Origin of the sequence: Dyella acidisoli (assembly GCF_030160295.1) — a bacterium.
Lineage (GTDB): Bacteria > Pseudomonadota > Gammaproteobacteria > Xanthomonadales > Rhodanobacteraceae > Dyella_B > Dyella_B acidisoli.
Genome location: NZ_BSOB01000010.1, coordinates 585,393 through 607,401 on the forward strand (window position 1 = coordinate 585,393; position 22,009 = coordinate 607,401).

A 22,009-nucleotide genomic window follows, 5' to 3' on the forward strand; every position below is an offset into this window, starting at 1 on the left:
CTCAACACCTCATGGCAGATGGCTTCGCCGTATCGCCGGCGGATTCCAGGCTTTCGATAAAGCCTGCGATGGCGGCCGTGAATGCGTCATTCGCATCACCAGCCAACATATGAGTAGCGCCGGGCACCTCGGCATGCCGGGCATGCGGTGCCAGCGCAAGGAATTCTTCAACCGTGTGATGCGAGACCACGTCGCTGCGTTCGCCCGATAGCAACAGCATCGGCACCTCGACGTTGGCCGCAGCGGCAAACAGGCGCGGCTGGTAACGCTCGCTTTCGCTGATCAGATCGCCGGCCAGCAGCGCCGGATCCCAATGCCAGCGCAAGCGACCGTCCGCGCCTTCACGCAGCAGGGGGCGCAGTTGTTGCTCACTCTTGCGTTCACGGCGCTGCGGCAGATACGCCGCGATCTGCTCCGCCGCTTCGGCATAACTGGCAAAACCGTCCGGGTGTGCCTGCATGAAGGCGAGGATGCGCTCGACACCGGCGGTTTCCCAGCGCGGCGTGATATCGACCAGCACCAGCGCTCGGAACGGCGCGGGCCGCACTTCGCCTGCTGTCACCAGGCCCAGCAACCCGCCCATCGACGCACCCACAAGAATCGGCGGTTCGGGCTGCGCATGGGCGATCGCAAGCAGGTCGTCGACGAATTGCTGCATGTGATAGTCGCCGCCCGGAGCGCGATCGCTCTCACCGTGACCGCGGCTGTCGAAGGCAACGCAGCGGTAACCGCGCGCAGCCAGCGTGCGCGCAGCTGCATTCCAGGCGCCACGAGTTTGGCCGAAACCGTGCGCGAATAGCAGCGTCGGCGCGCCCTCCGCGTGGTGCACGTCAATGGCCAACGACAGGCCGTCTGCCGTGGCGAAAGCGGTTGGGTTGGCTTGACTTGCATCCATACGCACGAGTATGGGTTGCGCATCGGGGTGGCGTCAACCCGCCTCCGAATCCGCCATTTCCGGCCATCGCATGCGCCAGGCCGGCCACAGTTTCCGCCACGCATCGGCTACCATACGGGTATGAATGTCCGTCAAAAACCCGAACGTACGCGCCTTTCCGCCGAAGACTGGGAAGACGCCGCTCTTAATCTGATCGCCGAGCAAGGTGTGGGAGCACTGGCCGTAGAAGCATTGGCCCGTCAGCTCGGCGTAACCAAGGGCAGCTTCTACTGGCATTTCCGTACGCGCGAAGCCTTGCTGCAAGCCGCGCTGGAGCGCTGGGAACAATATGGTGAACGCGAAATTATCAATCAGATCGAAGCCCTTCCCGATCCGCGCGAACGCCTGCCTGAACTGTTCCGGCGTGTCGCACACGAAGTGCAACCGCATCGTGTTTATGCCGCTTTGCTGAAGGCGCTGGATCATCCGCTGGTCGTGCCGGTAATGGCGCGGGTATCCAAGCGGCGCACGGAGTTCCTTCACGTAGCGTACACCGAAGCCGGCATGGAACCGACCGAAGCACTTAATCGCGCGCGCCTCACCTATGCTGCTTATGTCGGTTTCCTGCAGCTCAATTTCACGCTTGGTCTACCAAGATTGACGCATGAAGAGTTCGACGCCTACGTCGAACACATGATCGCCACGTTGATTCCATAGCAAGACGGGGAACCATAAATCGACGATTCAAAACCGCAAGAGTGGCAGGCGCCTGCTCTTGCGGTTATCCATGCTCGATTTTCGCTTTAGTCGTACTTATGCTGCACTCAACCTTGCAAGGCCAGTTAGCGTAACTTACCGTCGCAGCTATCTTTTCTTTGTATACCAACGTGAGGAAAGCATGACGAGCAAACTAGCGGCGCTCGAGCGATGGGTGAATGAGGTGGCGGCCCAAACACGCCCCGCAAAGATCCATTGGTGCGATGGTTCGGACGCCGAATATCAAGCACTGGTGCAGCAGATGCTGCAGACAGGGGACCTGATCGAACTCAATCAGCAGACCCATCCAGGCTGCTATCTGCATCGCTCGAATCCATCCGACGTCGCGCGCGTGGAGCACCTGACTTTCGTGTGCACGAAACACGAAGAGGATGCCGGCCCCAACAATCATTGGATGGCACCCGCTGAAGCGCATGCCAAGATCGATGCGTTGTTCGATGGTTGCATGCAAGGTCGCACGATGTACGTGATCCCCTATTGCATGGGGCCGATCGATTCGCCGCTCTCGCGTTGCGGCGTGGAAATTACCGACAGCCCTTATGTGGTGGCCAACATGCGCACGATGACGCGCATGGGCGCTGCGGCGCTCGCGCGCATCGAGCGCGAAGGGCATTTCGTAAAAGGCCTGCACTCCACCGGCGAACTTGATCCGGAGCGCCGCTTCATCATGCATTTCCCGGAAGAGCTGACGATCAAGTCGTACGGCTCCGGCTATGGCGGCAATGCGTTGCTCGGCAAGAAGTGCCATGCGTTGCGTATCGCCAGTTTCCAGGCGCAGCGCGAAGGCTGGCTGGCCGAGCACATGTTGATCGTCGGCATCGAGAATCCGCAAGGTCAGACCCACTACATTGCTGCGGCCTTCCCTTCCGCTTGCGGCAAGACCAACCTCGCGATGTTGATTCCGCCGGAAGGTTATCGCCAGAACGGCTGGCGCGTGTGGACGATCGGCGACGACATCTGCTGGATGCGTCCTGGCGAGGATGGCCGTCTCTATGCGATCAACCCCGAAGCAGGTTTCTTCGGTGTGGCGCCGGGCACCAGCGCCAGCAGCAATCCGAATGCGCTGACTTCGATTTCGAGCGACACGATCTTTACCAACGTCGCGCTCACCGCCGACAACCAACCGTGGTGGGAAGGGCTTCCCGGCACTCCGGTGGTTGACTGGCAAGGTCGTCCGTACGATCCGGCCAACGGCCCTGCGGCGCATCCGAACTCACGTTTCACCGTCCGCGCCAAGCAGTGCCCAACCTGGTCACCCAAAGCCGAAGATGCGCAAGGCGTGCCTATCAGCGCCATTGTCTTCGGAGGCCGTCGTCCCTCGCTGCTGCCACTAGTGATGGAAGCCCGTGACTGGGCGCATGGCGTGCTGATGGGTGCAGCGATGGGTTCGGAAACTACCGCCGCCGCAACCGGCGCGGTGGGTGTGCTGCGTCGCGATTCGATGGCCATGAAGCCGTTCTGCGGTTATCACTACGGCGACTACTTCGCCCACTGGCTGTCGTTCGACAAGCCCGGCGCGAAGCTGCCGAAGATCTTCCATGTGAACTGGTTCCGCAAAGGCAAGGACGGCAAATTCCTGTGGCCGGGCTTCGGCGAAAACCTGCGCGTACTGGAGTGGATGATCGCCCGCGTGGAAGGCAAGGCGCGCGGCGCTGAAACACCCATCGGCACACTGCCGGCCACCGGCGAACTCAAGCTCGATGGCCTGGATCTGCCGCGGGAAACGCTGGCGGAGCTTCTCAACCTGGACGCCTCCGGCTGGGAGATGGAACTGCACGCCATCGGCGAATACCTCGACAGCTTCGGCAAGCGCCTGCCCGCGCAGTTGCGACAGGAACAACAACGCGTCCAACAAGCTCTGCATGTGCCGCGCAAGGCGGCCAATGCCTGAACCATCCACGCCCTCTCCCTCATCTTTGATCAAGGATGGGAGAGAGGGCTGGAGCGAGGGTATCTCGCGCGATGTATGCGGCTTTAGTAAGGTCGCCCACTAAACCTTTACATCCCCACCCGCATCCAAGCTGGCAAGATGATTGCTGCTTGCATCGCCAACGGAAGCGCCATGCCCCCTGCGCTCGCTGCGGGAAACAACGAGATGGATGACGTGCGTGCGGCCGCTGCGGGCGACCGTCAGGCGTTCCAGCGTCTGTATCGGCAGCATGTGGGCCGCGTCCATGGCGCCATGCTGCGGTTGTCCGGCTACGATCACGCGCGCGCCGAGGATCTTACGCAGGACGCATTCGTGCGAGCCTGGCAAAAGCTGGATAGCTTCCGCGAGCAAAGCGCGTTCGGCACCTGGCTTTACCGCCTGGCGGTGAATGTGGCACTCATGGACATCCGCGCGCGGGGTGCCGATCCGGTCGGCTATGTCGACGAGGAAAGCGTTCCCGAGCATGGCGAAACTCCGTTCTGTGCCGCCGAACGCGAAGAGCTCGAGCGCGCGATCGGCAAGCTGCCGCCACGGGCTCGCGCGGTGCTGGTATTGCACGACGTGGAAGGCTGGCGCCATGAGGAAATCGCCAGCGAACTGGAGATGGCGGTAGGCTCGTCCAAAGCGCAACTGCATCGTGCACGCGGCTTGTTGCGCAAGGTACTTGGAGATGTGCGATGAATGAATTCGAATGGCTGCGCCAGATGCGCGACTTGAACCGGCCGACCGCTCCACGGAACGATCTGTGGGCACGCATCGATGCTGCGCTCGACGACGCTGCAACAAGCGAGGTCGCCACCCCTGTGCCGACTGCACCCGCGCGACGTCATCGCACGTGGGCGCTGGCGGCAAGCATCGCTGCGGTTGTCGTGCTTGCCGGTGGCATCGTGTGGCACATGCATGCGATTCCGCATAGCGAAACATCCGTTGCCACGATTAACCCGAACATGGACAGCACACCCTGGAAACCGAGCGACCCGCGCCTGGCCGGCGCCGCACTCGAACTGAATGCCGCGCGCTTGGAATTGCAACAGGCGATCCAGCAAGCTCCCGATTCCCCCGCTCTGCAGCGCTTGCTGCAACGGACGCATGCGCAGCAAAACCAGTTGCGCGAACTCGAGAAACAAGCCGGCTAAGGACATAAAAAAAATGAAAAACACCCGCTATCTGCCGCTGCTGCTTTGCCTGCTGCCAGGAGGGCAGGCTTTCGCCGATACCCCGCTGGATCTTCATCATTCCGCAGCGCCCACCGCGCACATCAACATCAGCAACGTGAAAGGCGAAGTCACCGTAACCGCCTGGGACCGCAGCGAGGTGCACGTAGGCGGCCAGCTTGGTGACGGCGCCCAGCCGCTTGCCATCGAAGGCAGCGACAACAACCTCACCATCAACGTACAAGCCAAGGGACAGAGCGGCTGGTTCAACTGGAGTGGCGAGAACGCCATGGAACCCACCAGGCTGGATGTGAACGTGCCGCGCGGCGCATCAGTGAAGGTAAACGTGGTCAGCGCACCGGCGAGCGTAGATGGCATCGACCGCGGCGACATCGAAGTGAACTCAGTCAGCGGCCGCGTGCGCATCAATGCGCAAACGCCCATGCTCAACGTCGTCTCCGTGAGCGGCAACATCGCTTTCTCCGGTTATGCCAAGCAAGCGAAGCTGCAAACGGTGAGCGGCGACATTCTCGCGCCGTCGATTGGCAGCACCGCCGAACTGCAAACGGTTTCCGGCCGCATCCAAGCAGGCGGCGGTCCTTGGCAACAACTCAACCTCAGCACCGTATCGGGCGATGTGCAGCTCACCGGTGTGGTGGCCGCAGGCGGCAATATGAACGTCGATAGCATGAGCGGTGACGTGCAATTGCAATTCCCTGCCCCGCTCAACAGCAACCTGCACGCCAGCACCTTCAGCGGTAACGTGCATACCGACTTCGGCACCCCCACGCATCCCGAACATGGTCCTGGCAGTACGCTCGATGCGGTGGCCGGCGACGGTAGCGGAACCATCCATGTTGAGACCTTCAGCGGCGATATACGCCTCAGGAAGGGTGGGCGTTAACAAGGAACGCACTCCCTGTTCTCGCTTCAAAAACAAAAATGCCCCCGTTAACCGGGGGCATTTTTGTTTTTGAAGAAGAGATCAAAGATCCTGGTGATATTGCACGTAAGGCGTACGTGATTGATCCGGCTCCGGTGGACCCGCCGGCGTGCTCACCGCATTACCGGACGACCACAGGTTCTGCGCGCCGAAGCTCAACGAGCCTTGCCATGGCAAACGCCATGTCACGCCCAGATCGATGCTGTTCCAGCGACGCTCAGCGTTGAGCATGCCCGGCACCGCAGCACCCGGCTCGGGATACATGGTGCGACCGACGATGCTGGTACTGACCGAGCCGTGCTCGACACCAAAGCTAAGCGCCTTCTGATCCAGCGCATTCAGACCCAACTGATTGCCCGGCAGCAGATGGATGCGGCCCATGCTAGCGCCCAGCAACACACCGCTATTGCCACTCAGCGCGAAGCGCCCGCGCGCATTGAGCTGCGTGCTGCTGTCGAAATCCGAAAGACCATTGACGCCAGGCACCGCCCCCGGCAAAACGCGAGGCAGCGGTGTGGGATTAGGCACCTGATCCTGCGCAACGCTCACGCCTACGCTGTAACGACCTGCGTTGTACGTGGCGCCCACTTCACTGCTGATAATGCGCGGTTGCGTCACCCATGAGCGCTGCGTGACACCCACTTGCGCAGAAACGTTCGGTGTGACGCCATATTGCACCGAGCTGCTATTGACGGTGCCGCCAGCGAGCGGATTCAGCGATAGCGACGTATCGTTCTGTGCGTCTGCCGTGGTGCCGCTCTGCGACTGCACCAGCAACGAACCCTGGCTGGGCTGCGGTTGACCGGTTTTCAGCGCCTGCTGTTGCTGCATCCACGCGGTATTGCTGATCTGATCGCCGGACAGTGTCTGCCCTGCCGCCATGAGCGGCACGCAGAGCAGCGGCAGTGTCAGCAGCAATCGGCGCATGAAAATTCGAATTCGTTCGATAGACCCGCCCGTACCGCGAAAGAGTACGGACTCCCGGGATTCAGTATACCTTACTTTACTTTTTACTAACACCCGGAATGGCGCATTTTTCTGCGGCACAGTCAGCCAAAACGGTTATACGAACAACCACTTGATGGCATGGTGGATGCATGGGGAAGGCATTTCCCTCCGGCTAGCGAAAGGAAAGCCATGGACCTCGGCCACATGACGGTATCTTCACGAGATATAGTCAACCGACATACCGCGTGGACCCGCTCATAGGTCATGAGTTCAATGCCCGATAGCCGCAATTTCGCGCCAGACCCCGGCGGGACCCTGCCGGTGGAGCTGCGTGAGACATTGGAGCGGCTGTTTCGGGCCATGGATTCGGAAGACGTCTTGCGGATCTGTGAGACTGCGCTCGATCACCTGGGGCTGCGCGGAACACTCAGCTGGCTTCCGCCCGAGGCCGAAGTCATCCCAGCGCCGGGTCGGGCGAACCTCGCTACCGACCCCCAAAGCCAGCGAATACTGGTGATGGAGAGCGAAGTCACCCTGCAGAATCAGCAAGCGAGTGGCGAACTGGCGTGGCTGGGCCGGCTGGCTGGCATCCGCCTGCGCCAGCTCAGCGAAACCGGACGTCTTTACGAATCGATCTCGCGACTGGCCATGGCCGAGCGCCTGCAGCGTGCGCTGTACGCCATCGCCGAGCTGGCCAGCACCACGCACAACCTGGCCGAGATGATGCAGTCGCTGCACGCCATCGTCGGCATGCTGATGTACGCCGAGAACTTCTACATCTTCCTCTACGACCCGGTCAGCGACAGCGTCCGCTTTCCGTATTACGTGGATACGGTTGACCAGAAACCCCCGGCGCCGGATGAAAGTTATCCGCTGCAAGACATGCGTTACAGCTTGACGTGGAATCTGCTGCAGAGCACGCAACCCATCATGGGTTCGGTGGAAGAACTGGCGCATCAGCTCGAAGGCCGCTTCACGTTAGTCGGTCCCGCTTGCGAACATTGGCTGGGCGTGCCGCTCATGCGCGGTAACAAGGCCGTCGGCGGCATCGTCGTGCAGAGTTATCGATCCGACACGCACTACACGCACCAGGACCGCGATCTGCTGAATTACGTTGCGCAGCACATGCAGACCGCGCTCGAACGACGCGAAGCACACGCCGAGTTGGAACGCAGAGTGGCTGATCGCACCGCTGCATTGCGCGCGACCAACCGCGTGCTGCGCCAGCAAGTGCTGCAGCGCCAACGCGGCGAGCGTCTGCAATCGGCACTGTTCCGCATCGCTGAATTGGCCAGCGCACCGGAAAGCCAACAGAACTTCTACGCCGCCGTACATCGGGTGGTCGGCGGTCTGCTCTACGCGCGAAATTTCTACATCGCGTTGCTGGATGAAAGCGGGCAGAACATCACCTTTCCCTATTCGGTCGATGAGATCGACACCGCGCGCGTGCCTCGCCCCGTCGCCAACGGTGCCACCGAATACGTGCTCAAGCACGGCAAACCACTGCTTGCCGACCGCCAAGTTTTCGAACAACTGGCAGCCGACGGCGAATACAAGGAAATGGGTGCGAAATCCGTTTGCTGGCTGGGCGTACCGCTGGTGTGGGATGACCGCGTAAAAGGCGTACTTGCCGTACAAAGCTACTCTCCCAAGCACATTTACGACACGCGCGACCAGGAACTGCTCACCTTCGTCAGTTACCACATCGCCAACGCGCTGCAGCGCAAGCAGACCAGCGAATCGCTGAAGCAGGCGTACATCAACTTGGAGCGCCGGGTAACCGAACGCACGCGTGCACTGGCGTTGGCGAACCGCGACCTGCGCGAACAGATTGCCGAGCGCGAACGCGTCGAGCGTCGGCTGATGTACGAAACGCTGCACGATTCGCTGACCGGCCTCCCCAACCGCACGCTGCTACTGCAGCGCTTGGGGCAAGCGCTGCAGGCGTATCACGCCGACCCGCACAAATTGTTCGCCGTGCTGTTCATCGACCTTGATCGCTTCAAGGTGATCAACGACTCGGTGGGCCATTTGATTGGTGACGATCTGCTGTTCCAGGCCGGCAGTCGCATCCGCGCCTGCCTAAAAACACGCGATCTGGTCGCGCGCTTGGGCGGCGATGAATTCGCGGTATTGCTGGAAGGCATCAGCGATATCGGCAAAGCCAAGCTCGTGGCCGAACGCATCATCGCCGAACTGCACGTGCCGTTCCGCCTGGGTGTCAAGGAGATTTTCACCTCCGCCTCGATCGGCATCGCCCTGCCCGGCCCGCACTATCAGCAACCTGAAGAACTGCTGCGCGACGCGGACGCCGCGATGTATCGCGCCAAAGACGAAGGGCGGCATCGCTCGGCCGTCTTCGATGATCGCCTGCGCCGCGAAGTGCTGTCGCTGCTGGAAATGGAAGGCGACTTGCGCCGTGCGCTGAGCCGCAACGAATTCGTGCCGTTCTATCAGCCGATCGTGTCGCTGGAAGATGGGCACACGGTGGGTTACGAGGCACTGTTGCGCTGGCGTCACCCGGTGCGCGGTTTGCTATGTCCAGGCGATTTCCTTGCGGTGGCGGAAGAAAACGGCAGCGCGGAAAGCATCGACTGGCAGATCTTCGAGCAGATCGCCTCGCAAGCGAGCACACTGGCGGGCACTCACGGGTTCGTCAGCCTCAATGTCTCAGGTCGGCATTTTCGTCAATCCGATCTCGACGATCGCCTGCTCAATCTATTGCGCGCGCATCGCGTCAACCCGCGGTCGCTGCGCATCGAGGTGACGGAGCGTACGCTGCTGGAAAATCCGGCACAGGTAAAACGTATGCTCGACAACCTGCGCCAGCACGGCGTGAGCATTGCGCTCGACGATTTCGGCACCGGCTATTCGTCCCTCAGCTATCTGCACCAGTATCCGATCGAAACACTGAAGATCGATCGCAGCTTCATCATCGAGCTGGCCAAGTCCAACAGCCACAGCGTGCCGGTGGTACGTGCGATCCAAGTGCTGGCCGATTCGCTGCAGATGCAAGTGATCGCCGAGGGTATCGAAGACGACGCGCAGCGTCAGGTACTACGGCATATCGGTTGCCGTTACGGTCAAGGCTTTCTGTTTGCCCATCCACAGCCGGCAGATGTGTGGATGGGCTCGTAACCTACGCGATTACTGCATGGTCGAACTTGCGGCCGTACCACCACTCAACAAATGCTCCGCATCCACGCGATCGAAGGTGTATTCGCGTGCGCAGAATTCGCAGGTGACCTCGATCGTGCCGTTCTGCGACTCCAGCGTCGCCTCAATTTCCTCGCGACCCAGCGTACGAAGCATGGCTTCCACGCGCTCGCGCGAACAGCTGCAGCCGAAGGCCAGCGGACGCGGCTTGAACAGGCGCACGGTTTCTTCGTGGTAGAGGCGGTAGAGCAATTCTTCCGGTGATGTGCTCAGCAGTTCATCGCGGCCCAGTGTGGCAGTGAGTTGCTCGACACGTGGCCAGCCATCCTCGTCCTGCGCCGTATCGTGACCGCCTTCGCCCGGCAGCTTCTGCAGCAGCAGCCCCACCGCGTTTTGCCCATTCGCCGCAAGCACGAAGCGCGCAGGCAATTGCTCGGACTGCAGGAAATAATTTTCGAGAGCCATCGCCAGTTCCGGATGATTCAAATCCACCAGACCTTGGTAGCGCTGCCCGCGCTCGGCCTGGCCGATGGTGATAGCCATGATGGCTTGCGGCAATTCGCTCAAGGCGAGCTTATCCGACATGGTTTCGTCCCAGCGCGCCAAGCCGCGCAACCGGCCGGCGTCGGTGCATTCGGTAAACAGCAGCCGCAATGCGCCCTTGCTCTTCAGTTCCACCGACAGCGCGCCGTCGAATTTGATATTGCCGGTCAGCAGCGCACTGGCGGCCAGCGTCTGGCCCAGCAAATCCAGGATCGGCGCGGGGTATTCAGCGCGTCCGGCGACTTCGCGCCAGGCAGCACCCAGCCGCACGATCACACCCCGGACGCCCGCACGTTCCAGCAAAAAGCGATGGAGCACATCCTCGGCAAGCACGGTTTCCACGTTGAACTACCTCATAAAAACGGCAAGACGCGAAACATGGGGTCTCACGCCAGCTGTAACAATGGCTTTGCTTGGGCGCCACTTATACTTCACGGGATTTTTCACCCTGATCGACACCATGCCGCATCTTCCGCCATTTCGCCGTCTGTTGCGTTACGCCGGTATCGTGATCCTGTCATGGGTCGCCCTGAGCTGGTTCGTGGTGCTGGTTTTGCGCTTCGTGCCACCCTGGACCTCGGCCGTGATGATGGAGCGCCGAATGGATGCCCTGATACACGGTGAAAAGGATTTCCAGCTGCACCAGCACTGGGTGTCCTGGTCGCACATGTCGCCCTGGGTACCGATCGCGATGGTGGCTGGCGAGGATCAGAAATTTCCGTTTCACCACGGTTTCGACTTCGGCTCCATCGAAAACGCCATCGATGCGGCCGATGACGGCAGGCGCCTGCGCGGCGCCAGCACCCTCAGCCAACAGACGGCCAAGAATCTATTTTTGTGGAACGGCCGCAGCTTCGTGCGCAAGGGGCTGGAGGCGTACTTCACCGTGCTGCTGGAGCTGACATGGCCGAAGCAGCGCATCCTCGAGGTGTACGTGAACATCGCTCAGTTCGGTGATGGCGTCTATGGCGTAGGTGCGGCCAGCGAAGCGTTCTTTCGTGCCTCGCCCGCGCAACTCGGCCCCGCGCAGGCTGCCCGGCTGGCGGCAGTGCTGCCCAATCCTGACCGCTTCCGTGTCGATCGCCCGAGCGGTTACGTGCTGGAACGGGCGCGTTGGATCGAGCAGCAGATGAACCAACTCGGCGGGCCAGCCTACCTGCAAAGCCATCAGCCGCCGCGCGATGTGCGCTCGGCGCGACGCCGTTAAAAACACGAACTTTCGTCCAGCACTTACACTTTGCAGGTCTACCTATTCGAATGGATATCCCCGGCATGCCGCGACTCACGGTTGTCGTTCCCGCCTACAACGAATCGGCGGTGCTCGCCGCCTTCCATGAGCGTCTGTCCAAAGTGCTGGATCAACTGCCGCTGGACTGCGACGTGCTCTATATCGACGACGGCAGCCGCGACGATACCTGGACGATCATGCAATCGCTGGCGACAGCCGACCCGCGCGTGGGCACGCTGAAGCTGTCGCGCAACTTCGGCAAAGAAGCGGCACTGACCGCCGGACTCGACCACGTTGACGCGGACGCCGCCGTGGTGATCGACGCGGATCTGCAGGATCCGCCGGAACTGATCCCGCAACTGGTAGAGCAATGGCGGGCAGGCTACGACGTGGTGTACGCCACCCGCAGCGCACGCGCCGGTGAAACCGGTTTTAAACGATTCACCGCGTCGGCGTTCTACCGCGCCATGGAAATCATGTCTGACGTGGCCGTGCCGCGCGACACCGGTGATTTCCGGTTGCTTTCGCGCCGTGCATTGGCGGCGTTGTCACAATTGCGCGAGCGCCAGCGTTTCATGAAGGGCCTGTTCGCATGGATCGGCTACCGCCAGACCGCGGTGAAATACATGCGCGATCCACGGCTGGCAGGCAAGACCAAATGGAATTACTGGCGCCTTACCCAGCTTGCCATCGAAGGCATCACTTCGTTTTCGAGTGCACCGCTGAAGCTTGCCACCTGGACCGGCCTGGCCGCCTCCGTGCTGGCTTTTCTGTTCGGCCTGAAAGTGCTGTTGAAAGCGCTGCTGCACGGCGATCCGGTGCCGGGCTATCCGAGCCTGATGGTCGTGGTCCTGTTCCTGGGTGGCATCCAGTTGCTCGCGCTAGGTGTCATCGGCGAATACCTGGGCCGCAATTACAACGAAACCAAGCAGCGCCCCTTGTATTTCATCGAGGAAGAACATCTGCCAGCCACGCGTACGACGATTCACACCGAAGCAACGCCACAGCGCTAAACTGTCCCTACGCGGCCATTGCTGCGGCCGTTGGGGAGGTTTGGATGCGTCAGGTCAAGCATTTGCTGGACAGGAAGGGCAGCGACATCTTCGCCATTGCGCCGGAAGCGCCCGTATTGGAAGCGATCAAACACATGGCCGAGCGAGGTGTCGGCGCATTGCTGGTGATGCGCGGCGAGCAGTTGGTCGGCATCGTTTCCGAGCGCGACTATGCGCGCAAAGTGATTCTGCAGGGTCGATCGTCGGCACAGACACCGGTGTCGGAGATCATGAGCGCTCCTGTGCTCACCGTTACGCCCGATACGGATGTCTTCGACTGCATGCGCTTGTGTACCGACAGCCGTGTACGCCACTTGCCAGTGGTACAAGGCCATCGCGTGATGGGCGTTATCTCGATCGGCGACTTGGTCAAGGAAGTGATCGGCGCGCAAGCCGAACAGATCGAGCAATTGCAGCGGTACATTACGAGCTGAAATTCGGAAGCGGGGAACGGGGAACGTAAACCCTCAAGCGAGGCTTTCGTTCCCCGTTCCCTGTTCTCCTTTCCCTGCTTTGGCCTCTGGCGCCAAATCCGGCGAGGTCGCTGCTTTGCGTGCTATCCACGCAGCCAGTGACGATGCGCCCACACCGATCAGCGCGATGCTGCCCACGCTCACGCCGAGTTTCACCAAGCTGCTGATGCTGGTGGTGATCACCACATCGCCGAATCGCCACACGGCGGTATCCACGAAGTTCTTGCCCTTGTAGCGTGTTTCCCGCGGTACCCGGGTGTACAGCGCATCGCTGGCGGGCTTGGTCATGCCATACATGAAGCCGCGAGTACCCACCATCATCAGCGCCAACAGCGGTACGCCATAGCCCAGCGCGCTCAATTGGGCATGACCGCCCAGCATCACCATCACCAGCAAGCCCAGGTTCACCAGTTGCGGTAGCACCATCGCCCAGACGACACCCCGCCGCACAAGCAGCGAACGTGTCAGTGTGAATTGCAGCAGCGAGCCGAGCAGATTCGTGGCCAGATCCAGGTGCGCATAGAACGCCGTGCGCGCACCCGCAGAAGCGAGGTGCGCCTTGGTGTAGTCGGACACCAGTGCATAGGCAAGCGTGCCCACGCCGTCACCCAGAAACATCAGGATAGCCATCCAGCGCAGAAACGGCCGCGACCACAACTCGCGCACGCCAGCCCACAATGAACCACCCACCGGCTGCTCGGCGTCAATGCCTTGCGCGCGCTGCACGGATATCCGCAACAACAGCAGCAGGGAAGCACCAAGCATCACGGCGGACACGAGCAGCAACGGCGCCACGCCGATCAAGCCAACCAGCAGGCCAGTCACGAACGGTCCGAAGATCGCACCGGCCATGCCGCCGAGCGCAATCAACGAAAACACTTCGCGTGCGCGCCGGCTGTCGAAGACATCCGCCATGAAGCTCCAGAACAGCGACACGACGAACAGGTTGAACACACTGACCCAGATGAAGAACACCACGCCCAACGCACGGGCGCCGATGCGATCCTGCGCCATGAAAGCCGGGATGAATGCCAGCAGACACACGATGAAGAAGCTGTAACTCCAGCCCAACACGCGCCGCCGCGGAAACCGCGCTACCAATATGCCGAATACCGGCGTCAGCGCGAGCATCGCCACGAACGTAGCGGCGTAGAACAACGGCAATTGCGTAGAACCCACCGCGCCGCCCAGCTGATCGCGCACCGGACGAATGATGTAATACGACGTCAGTACGAAGAAGAAAGCCAGTGCGGAAAGCGCCGGAGTGGCGTCGGAATGCGAAGAATCGGAGGACGGCAGACGCACCGGGCGGGGTTCCAGCGGAAGGCCGCGCAAGACTAGCATGTACCCCGTGACACACGGTCACATGCGGGGGTGGCATGGAATACGACTATGTGATCGTCGGCGCCGGCTCGGCCGGCTGCGTACTAGCCCATCGACTCAGCGCCATCCCAAGCAACCGCGTGCTGCTGCTGGAAGCCGGCGGCGCCGATTGGCACCCTTTCATCCATATGCCCGCGGGGCTTGCGCACTTACCGAAACGTCGCCGGCTTAACTGGAACTACGAAACCGAAACCGAACCGCAGTTGCTCGATCGCCGCCTGTGGTGGCCCCGCGGCAAGACGCTGGGTGGTTCCAGTTCTATCAATGCCATGTGCTACATCCGCGGCGTGCCCGCCGATTACGACGCCTGGGCGGAAGCCACCGGCGATGCGCGCTGGTCATGGTCGCAGGTGCTGCCTTGGTTTGTACTCAGCGAGAACAACACGCGTGGCGCAAGTGCGCTGCATGGTGCGGATGGACCGTTGTGCGTTTCGGACCTGCGTCACCACAACGTGCTTTCTGCTGCGCTGATCGAGGCGGGTGTCAGCGCCGGCTTCGCACGCAACGCGGATTTCAATGGCGCTGAGCAAGCAGGATTCGGCCTCTACCAGGTCACACAACGCGATGGCGCGCGTTGCTCCACCGCCTCCGCCTATCTGCGCCCGGCACGAGCACGTGCCAATCTGCACGTGCGCACACATGCTCTGGTCGAGCGCGTTGTGATCGAACACGGGCGAGCAACCGGCATACAGCTACGCCATGGGCGTGAGCAACAGACCATTCGTGCCGGCGAGATCATCCTGGCTGCTGGTGCGATCAATTCGCCGCAGCTGCTGATGCTTTCAGGCATTGGGCCCGCGGATCATCTGCGCGGACACGGTATTGCGCCGTTGGCCGATCTGCCCGGGGTTGGCGCTGAGCTGCAGGATCACCTGGACATCTGCACGCTGGTGAACTGCACGCAGAACATCACCTATGACAAGCTCAACGAACTCGCAGTGGGCTGGCGTTATCTGCGCCATCGGGATGGGCCGGGCAGTTCCAACATTGCCGAAGCGGGTGGTTTCGTGCGCAGCCACCTGGCGACGGACGCGCGTTGCGATATCCAGTTCCACTTCGTGCCTGCCTTGCTGGACGATCACGGGCGTCATCGCCTGCCGGGCTCCGGCTACACCTTGCACGCCTGCTATCTGCATCCGCGCAGCCGCGGCAGCTTGCGTTTGCGTTCCGCTGATCCAGCAATGCCGATTGCGATTCATGCCGGATACCTCAGCGATTCGGAAGGCCACGATCTCGCACGCATGATCGAAGCGGCAAAGCTTTCGCGCGACATCTTCGCGCAGCCAGCCTTCGATGCTTATCGCGGCCGGCCTGTCTTCCCGGAAACCGAACCGGCCAGTGACGCAGAGTGGGAAGCTTTCGTCCGCCGCAAAGCCGAAACCGTCTATCACCCGGTGGGTACCTGCCGCATGGGACGCGGCGAGCAAGCCGTGGTGGATAGCGAACTGCGCGTGCATGGCGTTGCTGGCTTGCGCGTGGTGGACGCCTCCGTAATGCCCGCGCTACCCAGCGGTAACACCAACGCGCCAACCATCATGATCGCTGAACGCGCGGCCGCCCTCATGCTGGCGTGACGCTCGCTAGGCGGGGCGTTCACGCACCTACGAGTTCATGATCGTTCCCACGAGCATAGGCTCACGCCGTTGTGACCTTGCCCGAAGTACAGGACAATCCAGCGATTGCCCATGGACGAGCGTATCAGCCCATGACCTAAGAGCTCGTCTATGATCTCTGCACAGCCTGTGTTGCGCCTCAGCGACCGCCAGGCGGCAGCGCACGGCTTGGCCGCGATCATAGACAGGCTCTTAGGCGTAACGCCACGCCCGAAAGAAGCCAGTAGCATGCAGTTCCGTAAGCTTTCCTTGCTGATCGCCGGTTCGCTCGGCATCGCGGCCATCTTGATTCCCGCATCCGCTGCGCGTGCCGGTTCCACGGACACGCAGCCCACTACCGACGTCCCGGTTCGGCACGACACCGCCGACTCAGGTGCAACTGCCACACTTCCGCCCGAGCGCGTAAAGGAAACGCTCGACGCGTATTCGCACTGGCTGGATGTGGTGGCGGAGCGCAACGAAGTAGCCGGTCTCGCTACCGCGGTGGTGGTGAACAACAAGGTCGCGTTCGAGCGCACGATCGGCTACGCGGACACAAGCACGCAGGAACCGGTCACACCCACCACCGTGTTCCGCCTCGCATCGCTGTCCAAGGCGTTCGCCACCGCCGTCACCGGCCTGCTGATCGAGGAAGGTCGGTTCGACTGGAACACCAAGCTGGCCGACGCACTGCCGTTCTTCCAGCTGAAAGATGCTCAGGCTTCCGGCACCGTCACGGTGAGGGACATCCTTGGGCAACGCCTGGGCCTTCCGCACAACACCTACGATCAAATGCTGGAAGACAACGTTCCCTACGAGGAACTGGTGCGCAAGCTGGACGAAGTAAACCTCACTTGCAACGTAGGCCAGTGCTACGGCTATCAGAACGTCGCCTTCAGCCTGATCGGCGATCTGATCTACGCGGAGACCGGCGACTTCTTCTATCACCAAGTCGACAAGCGCATCTTTTTCCCGCTCGGCATGACCACAGCCAGCTATGGCCGCGAAGCGCTGGAAAGCAGCAAGAGCTGGGCTCGTCCGCATCGTCCGCATGGCGCGCATGCATGGGAATCGTTCGATCCGAAAGAAGCCTATTACCGCGTTGCCCCTGCGGCCGGCGTGAATGCGAGCCTGCGTGACATGGAGCAATGGTTGATCGCACAAATGGGCGGGCGCCCGGACGTGCTGTCACCGGCACTGCTCGACGAACTGCATGCTCCCGGCGTATCCACGCCAGGCGAAATGCACGCCGCACCATGGCGCCACGCCCGCGTGACCGCCGCCAGCTATGCGTTGGGCTGGCGCGTGTTTACCTACGGCGGCGAAACGATGGTGTTCCACGCCGGTGCGGTGGAAGGCTATCGCACGATGATCGCGTTCTTCCCGAAGTATCGCGTCGGCATGGTGTCGATGTGGAACTCGCCCGGCGCAGTCGGCACGGATCTGATGCCGATGGTGTTCGATGCGATGCTGGGTCTGCCGCACGTGGATTGGGCCGGCGTGGAAAGCGATCCGCCTGCGAATCGGTCGGCACCGGAGAAGGTGCGGCATAAGTCGCGTCATCACGGCGGTTGATATGTGCACCCTCCCCTGCTTGCAGGGGAGGGCTGGGGTGGGGTTGCACGCGCTTGCTGTGCAATGTGAATTCACCGCGAGGTTGCTTCACCCCACCCCAACCCTCCCCTACTACACGTAGGGGAGAGCGCAGATCCGGCAAACTGAAAACAATCCGCGTTACTGCGTATTATTTAACTTGAACTCGATGCGCTTCTGCTGCTGCGAAGCGATCGCGGCACCTCCGCGCATCGCAGGCGAGAACTTGGCGCGACGCAAGGCGTCGATGGCGGCGTTGTCGAACACGTGGCGCGGCTCGGCGCTGACTACCTGGATGTTGCTGACGCTGCCGTCCACGTTGACGGTGTACTGCACATCCACCCAGCCTTCCTGGTTGTTGCGAAGCGCGTTTGCCGGATAGCGCGGGCGGATGGTCGAGATCGGAATAGCATCACGCGTTTCGCTGCCGCCAGCCGAAATGTTCGCCGAGCTGGCCACCTCATTGCCCGCCGGTGCCGAGGTCGACTTCTGAGCCTCCTCTGCCTGCCTGGACTTTTGCTGGGCAGCCAGGGCAGCTTGCTGTTGTGCAACCTTGTCCGCAGCGGCCTTGTCAGCGAGCGCTTTGTCCGCAGCGGCCTTGTCAGCAGCTGCTTTCTGCGTGGCCAGTTCAGTCTGGCGCTGCTGATCAAGCTGTTTCTGCTGCTCCTGGTCGAGCGTCTTGCGCTGGGCATCCAGCTTGGAGCGCAAGATGGTCAGCGTGTAATTGGTAGGGTCGACCTTCGCCAGCAGATTGATCTCACGATCAGCTTCGTCGAACTGGCGCTGGTTGATCACCTGCTCCACGTTGCTCGCCGCGAACGGAAACGTTTCGCGCAAAGCGTCGGATGCCACGGGATTGCCGGGCTGCTTCTGCAGCACCTTCAGGTAGAACTCGAAGGCGTTGTTACCGGCCGGCGCAATCACGCGCTGCTGGTTCATCGCGTTGCGCGCCTCATTCAGCAGTTCGTTGAGGCTCATCGCCTCCACGTTCACCGGTGGCGCAGCGGCCTGTTGCTGGCTGATGCTGACAGGTGTGGACGGATGCCCCCCTGAGTCAGCATTCATCGCATCCTGGTGGGGCTTGATGATAAGAAACCATGACACGGCCGCCAAACCGGCAACGACCGCAATAATGGCAATGATGACGGGCTTGATGGCCCCGCGCGCAAGCGAGCGCGCATGACGACTGTTTCGGGTATCCATGATTTTCACTGCTGTGGCATTAGATACCCGCGCTTCCCCCCTGTGATCCAGGAGCGGCTTCCCTCTAGGTTCGCCGCGGCGCGGATGGACCAAAGGTATCGCGATTGTGGCGGCTGGGCAAATGTGGTGAATTTCACGGATAGCCGTGAAGCGCGCTGGTAAGGGGCGGCGAGCGTGAGGCACAGCAACTGCCTTACCTGATTCTCATTTTCCGGGGTCGGAAATATTCCTATCCATATTTCTCGGAGGTCCGAAGGCATTCTCATCTTCATTTTTCGGGGACCGAAAAATGAAGACCCCAAAATGAAGCGTCCCGGCACATGGCCGGGACGAAACGCTTTCGAACTACCTCCCTGCGCTGGGCACCGCAGGGAGACAAATCGAGTGAAACGTCTAGTTGTTGTGCTTACTTCTTCGCAGCTTTGGTGGCTTTCACAACTTTGGCAGCGGCAGCCTTCTTGGCGGTGCGCTTACGCGTCGCCTTCTTGGCAGCCTTCTTCGCGCCAACGCGCTTGGCGGTGGCCTTCTTCGCGCCTACGCGCTTAGCACCCGCCTTCTTGGCGGTCTTGCGCGCGGTGCGCTTCTTGGCGGTAGCCTTCTTGGCGACCGGCCGCTTGGCAGCAGCTTTACGAGTGGTTTTCTTGGCGGCTTTCTTCGCCGACTTACGTGCAGTTTTCTTGGCAGTGGCCATAGTACGTCTTAGCTCCTCATCAGTTGGCAGTGGTTGCCCAGTAAAAGCGTGGAGGAACGCCTCAACCAGCAGATCGCTGTTCGTGGCGTGCCTCAAATTGTTCACCTGTCGGTAAGTACGTAGATCCGACAGCAGTCGCAATACATGCATTGGAATCGAAACAGTGATCTTTCTCACCGCAGCGGATTTTTCACCGTGTTCTATGTAAGGCTGGATGAATTTCGATGCCACCATTGGAAACGTTCCCCGTTTATGGTGCGAAAGCTATTCCCGAACATTTCAACTGTCAATTGATTTTTGCCATGAAATCAATCCCTTCGATCCGGAAGCCGGTCGGCAGTATGGTCGGAAGGAAGGTTTTTCGATGACCTAATGCAATGTGATCAGCCGTCCAAACATTCAAAGAATTCGTTTCGCGCGTTTTTAGAAAAAGGCCAAAAACAAGCTAAAAAATGTGATTTTTCTCATCGGCGTTGATACACGCATAGCGTTGATGCAAGCAGCACAACGAAGCGATGTGTCCCGCCGTTCCGACTGCCCGAACGGGCGATTCGGGAGCATGAACGAATTTAGACCGGAGGACGCCGGATCAGGTGCCGAAATCGGTCCGAAGCACCCCGAACACCCTCGCTGCGCTCCGAAGCGATGCTCCGTCGCATGCATGCGATGGATGGTCGCCTTAGGTCTTCGCAATGTCCGCGATGCGTTTTTTTTCACGCCGCGAACGACACTGCATTGCGTTCTTCCGACGGTTAACGCGTACCGCCGACATGAGAACGGCCGCCTAGGCGGCCGTTCTGCAAAATGCCGAACGAGGGTCAGTGATCTTCGTTCTCGATCTGCTCGGCGTAGTCGTCGGCGCTGAGCAGTTCGTCCAGCTCGCCGCGATCGCTGGCTTTCACCACGAACAACCAGCCTTCGCCGTAAGCATCTTCGTTGATGGTCTCGGGCTTGTCGGCCAGACTCTCATTGACCTCAACAACCTCGCCGGACACGGGCGAATAGATGTCGGAAGCGGCCTTGACCGACTCCACCGTGGCCACGCTGTTGCCAGCCTGCACCTGGGTACCCACTTCGGGCAATTCGACGTACACCAGATCGCCGAGCGCCTCCTGGGCGTGGTTGGAAATACCCACGCGGATCAGCCCATTGTCTTCGACACGGGCCCACTCGTGGGACTTGAGGAATTTCAGATCGCCGGGAATCTCGCTCGCGCTCATGGTCGGGTCCAGTCGTTGATTCGATCAGGGTTGGAGGATGCAAATTCTAACTGCTGACGTTGCGGGAATGGGACATGCCCGCATCGGATGCTTAGATGCCTTCGCAGGCTTTGCCGTCGCGCACGAACGGAAACTTCACCACGCGCACGGGTACTTCGCGACCGCGGATGTCGACCCGAACATTGTCGGCCGCGCCCGCGGGCACGCGCGCGAACGCTACCGACTTGTTCAAGGTGGGCGCGAAGCCGCCGGAAAGAATTTCGCCTTCGCCTTGAGGCGTCAGCACTTTCTGCCCATGGCGCAGCACACCTTTTTCGTCCAGCACCAGGCCGACCATGGCACTCGGCACGCCTGCTGCTTTCTGTGCTTCCAGTGCCTTGCGACCGATGAAGTCGCGCCCTTCGTCGAGCACGATAGTCCAAGCCAGTGCGGCTTCCCATGGCGTGACGTTCTCGTCCATATCCTGGCCGTACAGATTCATGCCCGCTTCCAGACGCAGGGTATCGCGCGCACCCAATCCGCACGCGGCCACACCCGCCGTGGCCAGCGCTTTCCACAACGCGACAGCCTGATCTTCCGGCACCATGATCTCGAAGCCGTCCTCGCCGGTGTAACCGGTGCGCGCGATGAACAGCGGCATGCCATGCGGACCTTGCGCCGCGGCGGCGGCGAAGCGACCGAGCTTCTCGATGCGTGGACGATCCACGTCATGCAGCAGGCTGATCACCTTGGCGCGCGCGCTGGGACCTTGCACGGCGATCATCGCGAAATCCGGGCGCTCCTTGACGGTCACGTCGAACGGTTTGGCCTGCTGTTCGATCCATGCCAGATCCTTGGCACGCGTGGCCGCATTGACCACCAAGCGGAAGTGTTCGTCGCCCAGCAGATAGACGATCAGGTCGTCGATCACCCCGCCCTGCTCGTTCAGCATGCAGGTATACAGCGCCTTGCCCTGCACCTTCAGTTTGTCGATGCTGTTGGCCAGCAAGTGACGCAGAAATTCACGCGCACGCGCACCATGCAGGTCGACAACCGTCATGTGCGACACATCGAACATGCCCGCATCGCGGCGCACCGCGTGGTGTTCTTCGATCTGCGAGCCGTAGTTGATCGGCATGTCCCAGCCACCGAAATCGACCATGCGCGCACCGAGTTCGCGATGGAGGGTATTGAGTACGGTCTTCTGGGTCATTGCAGGCCTGCGCGGGTGGGTGATGACAAGGGAGTCACGCATTATGTCCAGCAGCTT

At 61.0% G+C, this 22,009-nt stretch carries 19 protein-coding genes; 11 read left to right on the forward strand and 8 right to left on the reverse strand.

All coding sequences use genetic code 11. The features are described 5' to 3' along the window. Window position 1: 1 nt before the first annotated feature. Window positions 2-895: an alpha/beta fold hydrolase gene (locus tag QQJ86_RS07715; protein ID WP_284320325.1), complete on the reverse strand. Its 894-nt coding sequence runs from the start codon at window positions 893-895 to the stop codon at window positions 2-4. Window positions 896-1,015: 120 nt separating this feature from the next. On the opposite strand from QQJ86_RS07715, the gene QQJ86_RS07720 reads away from it, so the two are divergent. The 5 genes from QQJ86_RS07720 (at window position 1,016) to QQJ86_RS07740 (ending at window position 5,639) form a co-directional block, all read left to right on the forward strand. Continuing rightward, window positions 1,016-1,591 carry a TetR/AcrR family transcriptional regulator gene (locus QQJ86_RS07720; RefSeq protein WP_284320326.1) on the forward strand — a complete coding sequence of 192 codons (576 nt, stop codon included), beginning with the start codon at window positions 1,016-1,018 and terminating at the stop codon, window positions 1,589-1,591. A gap of 181 nt (window positions 1,592-1,772) precedes the next feature. After that, entirely contained in the window at window positions 1,773-3,542 is a 1,770-nt protein-coding gene (locus QQJ86_RS07725; protein WP_284320327.1) for a phosphoenolpyruvate carboxykinase (GTP), read from the forward strand. Window positions 3,543-3,713: 171 nt separating this feature from the next. Further along, window positions 3,714-4,262, forward strand: a complete 549-nt coding sequence (locus tag QQJ86_RS07730) for an RNA polymerase sigma factor (protein WP_284320328.1) — start codon at window positions 3,714-3,716, stop codon at window positions 4,260-4,262. Beyond that, on the forward strand, window positions 4,259-4,717 hold the full coding sequence (locus tag QQJ86_RS07735; RefSeq protein WP_284320329.1) for a hypothetical protein: 459 nt from the start codon (window positions 4,259-4,261) through the stop codon (window positions 4,715-4,717). The genes QQJ86_RS07730 and QQJ86_RS07735 overlap by 4 nt, the downstream gene beginning before the upstream one ends. 13 nt (window positions 4,718-4,730) lie before the next feature. After that, window positions 4,731-5,639 (forward strand): DUF4097 family beta strand repeat-containing protein, encoded by a 909-nt coding sequence (locus QQJ86_RS07740; RefSeq protein WP_284320330.1) that lies wholly within the window; start codon window positions 4,731-4,733, stop codon window positions 5,637-5,639. An 81-nt stretch (window positions 5,640-5,720) separates the two neighbouring features. Here the strand turns inward: QQJ86_RS07740 and QQJ86_RS07745 are convergent, their stop codons facing one another. After that, window positions 5,721-6,605, reverse strand: coding sequence for a hypothetical protein (locus tag QQJ86_RS07745; protein WP_284320331.1), 885 nt, complete (start codon window positions 6,603-6,605; stop codon window positions 5,721-5,723). A gap of 285 nt (window positions 6,606-6,890) precedes the next feature. Between QQJ86_RS07745 and QQJ86_RS07750 the strand changes: the two genes are divergently transcribed. Continuing rightward, on the forward strand, window positions 6,891-9,764 hold the full coding sequence (locus tag QQJ86_RS07750) for a bifunctional diguanylate cyclase/phosphodiesterase (protein WP_425604581.1): 2,874 nt from the start codon (window positions 6,891-6,893) through the stop codon (window positions 9,762-9,764). Window positions 9,765-9,773: 9 nt separating this feature from the next. Here the strand turns inward: QQJ86_RS07750 and hslO are convergent, their stop codons facing one another. Next, window positions 9,774-10,667, reverse strand: a complete 894-nt coding sequence (gene hslO, locus QQJ86_RS07755; RefSeq protein ID WP_284320332.1) for an Hsp33 family molecular chaperone HslO — start codon at window positions 10,665-10,667, stop codon at window positions 9,774-9,776. A 118-nt stretch (window positions 10,668-10,785) separates the two neighbouring features. Here hslO and mtgA point away from each other — a divergent pair, with 118 nt between their 5' ends. The 3 genes from mtgA to QQJ86_RS07770 all read left to right on the forward strand — a co-directional run bounded on the left by mtgA (window position 10,786) and on the right by QQJ86_RS07770 (window position 13,039). After that, window positions 10,786-11,532, forward strand: a complete 747-nt coding sequence (mtgA, locus tag QQJ86_RS07760; protein WP_284320333.1) for a monofunctional biosynthetic peptidoglycan transglycosylase — start codon at window positions 10,786-10,788, stop codon at window positions 11,530-11,532. 65 nt (window positions 11,533-11,597) lie between these two features. Next, window positions 11,598-12,566, forward strand: coding sequence for a glycosyltransferase family 2 protein (locus QQJ86_RS07765; RefSeq protein WP_284320334.1), 969 nt, complete (start codon window positions 11,598-11,600; stop codon window positions 12,564-12,566). Between the two features lie 44 nt (window positions 12,567-12,610). Beyond that, window positions 12,611-13,039, forward strand: coding sequence for a CBS domain-containing protein (locus tag QQJ86_RS07770; protein WP_284320335.1), 429 nt, complete (start codon window positions 12,611-12,613; stop codon window positions 13,037-13,039). 33 nt (window positions 13,040-13,072) lie between these two features. Here the strand turns inward: QQJ86_RS07770 and QQJ86_RS07775 are convergent, their stop codons facing one another. Continuing rightward, window positions 13,073-14,422 carry an NTP/NDP exchange transporter gene (locus QQJ86_RS07775; RefSeq protein WP_284320336.1) on the reverse strand — a complete coding sequence of 450 codons (1,350 nt, stop codon included), beginning with the start codon at window positions 14,420-14,422 and terminating at the stop codon, window positions 13,073-13,075. Window positions 14,423-14,457: 35 nt separating this feature from the next. On the opposite strand from QQJ86_RS07775, the gene QQJ86_RS07780 reads away from it, so the two are divergent. Further along, a complete protein-coding gene (locus tag QQJ86_RS07780; protein ID WP_284320337.1) occupies window positions 14,458-16,035 on the forward strand; it encodes a GMC family oxidoreductase in 1,578 nt (525 codons plus the stop codon). Between the two features lie 267 nt (window positions 16,036-16,302). Then, complete coding sequence (locus QQJ86_RS07785) at window positions 16,303-17,628, forward strand: serine hydrolase domain-containing protein (protein WP_284320338.1); 1,326 nt, start codon at window positions 16,303-16,305, stop codon at window positions 17,626-17,628. Between the two features lie 159 nt (window positions 17,629-17,787). On the opposite strand, the gene QQJ86_RS07790 is transcribed toward QQJ86_RS07785, so the two are convergent. The 4 genes from QQJ86_RS07790 to gcvT form a co-directional block, all read right to left on the reverse strand. Then, window positions 17,788-18,849 carry an energy transducer TonB gene (locus tag QQJ86_RS07790; RefSeq protein WP_284320339.1) on the reverse strand — a complete coding sequence of 354 codons (1,062 nt, stop codon included), beginning with the start codon at window positions 18,847-18,849 and terminating at the stop codon, window positions 17,788-17,790. Window positions 18,850-19,255: 406 nt separating this feature from the next. Continuing rightward, entirely contained in the window at window positions 19,256-19,774 is a 519-nt protein-coding gene (gene metJ / locus QQJ86_RS07795; RefSeq protein WP_284320340.1) for a met regulon transcriptional regulator MetJ, read from the reverse strand. A gap of 584 nt (window positions 19,775-20,358) precedes the next feature. Then, window positions 20,359-20,760, reverse strand: a complete 402-nt coding sequence (gcvH, locus tag QQJ86_RS07800) for a glycine cleavage system protein GcvH (RefSeq protein ID WP_284320341.1) — start codon at window positions 20,758-20,760, stop codon at window positions 20,359-20,361. A 91-nt stretch (window positions 20,761-20,851) separates the two neighbouring features. Continuing rightward, window positions 20,852-21,952 (reverse strand): glycine cleavage system aminomethyltransferase GcvT, encoded by a 1,101-nt coding sequence (gene gcvT, locus QQJ86_RS07805; RefSeq protein WP_284320342.1) that lies wholly within the window; start codon window positions 21,950-21,952, stop codon window positions 20,852-20,854. Window positions 21,953-22,009: the final 57 nt, after the last annotated feature.